General features: G+C 73.2%; 4 protein-coding genes. All 4 read right to left on the bottom strand.

What is annotated here, in order from left to right; all coding sequences use genetic code 11:
• On the bottom strand, positions 1-552 hold a 552-nt coding region (gene epsC / locus C1I97_RS33050; RefSeq protein WP_258382854.1), incomplete at its 3' end, for a serine O-acetyltransferase EpsC.
• Positions 542-1,501, bottom strand: a complete 960-nt coding sequence (locus tag C1I97_RS33045) for a PLP-dependent cysteine synthase family protein (protein ID WP_111006712.1) — start codon at positions 1,499-1,501, stop codon at positions 542-544. The genes epsC and C1I97_RS33045, both read right to left, overlap by 11 nt.
• A 19-nt stretch (positions 1,502-1,520) precedes the next feature.
• The gene (locus C1I97_RS33040; RefSeq protein WP_111006711.1) at positions 1,521-2,768 is read right to left on the bottom strand and encodes an ATP-grasp domain-containing protein; all 1,248 of its coding nucleotides are present in this window, start codon (positions 2,766-2,768) and stop codon (positions 1,521-1,523) included.
• Positions 2,765-3,830: MFS transporter (locus C1I97_RS33035; RefSeq protein WP_111006710.1), on the bottom strand; the 1,066-nt coding region annotated here is incomplete at its 5' end. The genes C1I97_RS33040 and C1I97_RS33035, both read right to left, overlap by 4 nt.

Raw genomic sequence — 3,830 nt, 5'->3', positions numbered from 1 at the left:
CCCGGAGACCACGGCCCGGACCTTGCCTCCTTTCGGCACGTCCGCCGTGACCAGTGCCATCGCCCCGATCAGCGCGTCGTCCCCCACGGTGATCGGCCCGAGCAGCGTCGCTCCCGCCCCCACCGTCACCCCGTTCCCGAGGCGCGGATGCCGGCGCTTCCCGTCCGCGAGCCCGCGCTCCCTGTCGTGCCACCACCCGCGCGACCCCAGTGTCACCTGGTGGAAGAGCGACACGTCGTCACCGATGACCGCGGTCTCGCCGATCACGACACCGGCACCGTGGTCGACGAAGAAGCGCCGCCCGATCCGCGCCCCGGGGTGGATCTCGACGCCGCCCGTGAGGCCCTTCGCCAGCACGGAGACCAGCCGCGCCGTGGCGAAATGGCCGCGCCGGTACAGACGATGGGCCACACGATGCCCGAGCAGGGCGGTCACCGTCGGGTGCAGCAGTGCCTCACGACGGGACCGCACGGAGGGGTCGCGGGCCGTGACCACGTCGAGGACCTGGAAGGCGCGCCGCAGCAGGCTCTCGCGGGACGCGTCAGCGCTCACCGGAGGGCTCCGCCTCGGGCCACCAGCTCAGATAGCGCTCACCACTGTCGGGGAACACGGTCGCCACGACCGCGTCCGTCAGGTCGTGACGGCGGGCGAGCTCGAGGCAGCCGTACGCGGCGGCGCCCGCGGAGATCCCGACGAGGAGCCCGGTGCGGGCGGCGATGGCACGTGTGGTGGCGGCGGCGTCCTCGTCGCCGACGACGATCACCTCGTCGACGAGGTCCACGTCGGTGACAGGGCTGATGAAGCCGCCGTTGAGGCCGGGGATGCGGTGCGGTCCCGGCTCGCCGCCGGACAGGAGCGGGGAGCCCGCGGGTTCGACGGCGACGACCGTCAGGTCCGGGTTCTGCCGGCGCAGATAGCGGGCGCAGCCGGTCAGGGTGCCGCCGGTGCCGACCCCGCACACCAGGTAGTCGACGCGGCCACCGGCATCGCGCCAGATCTCGGGTCCGGTCGTCGTGCAGTGGGCCCGTACGTTGTCGGGGTTCTCGTGCTGGCGCGCGTACCAGGAGCCCGGGATCTCGGCGTGGAGTTTCTCGGCGCGCTCGACGCAGCCCGCGAAGCCGAGCGTGTGGTCGGTGAACTCCACCTCGGCGCCGAGCATCCGCAGGGTGAGGACGCGCTCGCGCGAGGCGTTGTCGGGCAGCACGATCAGGCACGGGTAGCCGCGTGCGGCGGCGAGCGCGGCGAGGGCGATCCCGGTATTTCCGGAGGTCGACTCGATGACCGTGGCGCCCGGTCCGAGCGCGCCGGACTCCTCGGCGGCGCGCAGCATGAACAGGGCGGCCCGGTCCTTGATGCTGGACAGCGGGTTGGCGGACTCCAGCTTGGCGAGGACACGGGCGGTCTCGGGCAGCCCGTCGAGGACGAGCCGGAGCAGGGGTGTGTCGCCGACGAGGTCCTCGAAGGACGTGGCGATGCGGCCGGTGCGTACCTGGTTCACCATGGCTGCGTCTTCCTCGGTCTCAGTTCCGTGCGCCGGAGTCGGCGGGATCGACATGGACGCGCAGGGTCTCCCGCACGAACTTCAGGGCGTCCTCGCGCTCACCCGGCGTGGCGGCGTCGACCAGGACGTGGCCCATGCGCCGGCCGGACGAGGTGAGCGGCAGCACCGCGTCACCGGGGCCCTTGCGGAGCCTGACCCGCACCACGGCGGGATGCGCGAGGACCTCGTCGGTGCCGGTGATCTCCCGGATGGTGCCGGGCGCCGCGGTCGGGAACACCGTGGCCGCGTACGACACCGGCTGCTGCGACAGGGGTGCGAGGGGCAGTCCGGTGGCGAGGCGCACCATGGCCTCGTACAGGTTGAAGCCGTACGTACGGCTGATCGCGTCGGGCAGGTAGTCGCCGGGCGTGCGGACGGCGATCTCCATGAGGACAGGGCCGCGCGCGCCCACCTTGAACTCCAGGTGCACGAGTCCGGTACGCATCCCGATGGCCGCGCACACCCGGGTCGTCAAGTCGTCCACCTGCGCCGCGAGTTCCCCGTCGAAACGGTGACCGCAGCGGTGTGCGAGCTCGACGAAGTACGGCGGCGGGGTGGTCTCCTTCGCGGTGACGTTCGTAAACAGCGCCTCGCCGTCCCGCAGCAGCGCCTCCCAGCTGTACTCGGGGCCCTCGACCGCCTCTTCGACCAGGACCTGGCCCTCGGTGTCGCGGCGGGCGATCACCTCGTCGACGTCCGCCGCGTCGCTCACCAGCTCGACGCCCCGGCTGCCGGCGAGGGTCAGCGGTTTGACGACGACCGGCAGCCGGTCGAGCATCCAGTCGCGGGCCTCCGCGACCGAGCCGACGTGCACGTGGTCCGGCTGCGGGACGCCGTACGCGGCGAACGTGGCCCGCTGCAGCGCCTTGTTGCGGGAGACGACGGCCGCGTGCAGCGAGGGGCCGCGCAGCCCGTACCGCTCCTGCACGAGCGCACCGGCGAGGACGTGCGGCTCGGCGAACGCGATCAGGCCGTCAGGCGTACCCTCGGCGGCGGCCTCGGTGACGGCGCGCACCCAGGACTCGTCGTGGACGCCGGCCACCCGGTGGAAACGCTCGGCCAGGTCGAGCGGGCGACCGTCCCACGCGGCGGCCGACTCGACGGCACGGACGCGCAGACCGAGCCGCGCGGCTGCCTCCAGGTAGGGGCGGCCCATCACGCCGACGCCGACGAGCAGCAGTTCCTTGGTGTCGTACGGCCCTTCGGGGCCCAGCGATGCGGTGGTCATCGGGCACGTCCTTCGGAGGATTCGACGGGTACGGTGCCGGCGCCGGAGGCCTCGGCGGGTTCGACGGCTTCGGCGGGTTCGACGGCTTCGGCGGCTTCGGCGGCTTCGACGGGCTTGAGCAGCCGTGTCACGGGACCGACGAGGAGCGCCGCCACGGCGAACAGCGCCGCGAGCCCGACCCATCCGGCGGGCCCCGCCACGGTCACCACGGCCGTGACCAGGACCGGGCCGACGATGCGCTGACCGGTCCCGCCGAGGCTGAACACCGCGAGGTAGATGCCCTTACGGTCCTCGGGCGCGCAGTTGTAGCTCAGATCCCAGCCGCCGGTCGCCTGCCACATCTCGCCGAACGTGAGCAGCACACAGCCGACGACGAGCAGCGCACCCGCGGCCCACGCGGCCGAGGGTCCGCTCGCGGCGGCGAGCGCGAGGCAGCACAGGACCATCGCGATCCCGGCGAGGCGCAACGCGCGGACCGCGCCGCCCTCGCGTTCGGCGGCCTTGGCGACCGGGACCTGCAGCACGATCGACAACACGGTGTTGATCAGGACGAGGCCCGGCAGCAGCCCGGTCGGCATCTCGGTGGCCGCGAGCGCCCACAGCGGCAGGCCTACGGCGAGGATCGTCACATGCAGGTTGAGCACGCCGTTGAGGACGGTCAGCAGCCCGTACCGCCAGTCGCGGAACTGGCGTACGGCGGTCAGCGGGGCCACCTTGTGCTGCGGCCTGTCGGCGCCCGCGATCCGCAGCCGCACCAGCATCAGCGCCGAGGCGAGGAACGCGGTCGCGGTGCCGAGGACGATCGCCCGGTACGTCCACACGCCGTCGGCGGCGAGCAGTGGTGCCGCGAGCAGCGCGCCGAGCGAGAAGCCCGCGTTGCGGACCGTGCGGATGATGGCCATGGTCCGCGTACGGTCGCTGCCCGCGACCGTCGCCGACGCCACGGCCTGCGTCATCGGCTGGGTCGCCGCCTCGGCCGCGGCGAGCGCGCACGAGACCAGCGTGAAGCCGATGACGTCGTGCACGAGGCAGAGTGCCACGAACCCGCCCGCCCGCCACACC

It is taken from the genome of Streptomyces sp. NTH33, assembly GCF_003236365.1.
Taxonomy (GTDB): Bacteria; Actinomycetota; Actinomycetes; order Streptomycetales; family Streptomycetaceae; genus Streptomyces.
The sequence above is the reverse complement of the archived record's forward strand: the minus strand, read 5'-3'. Positions and strand labels throughout refer to the sequence as shown.

What these genes read in the sequence shown, in the direction of transcription:
- C1I97_RS33045 (WP_111006712.1), bottom strand. Translation starts at nt 1,501, where the DNA reads ATGGTGAACCAGGTACGCACCGGCCGCATCGCCACGTCCTTCGAGGAC.
- C1I97_RS33040 (WP_111006711.1), bottom strand. Translation starts at nt 2,768, where the DNA reads ATGACCACCGCATCGCTGGGCCCCGAAGGGCCGTACGACACCAAGGAA.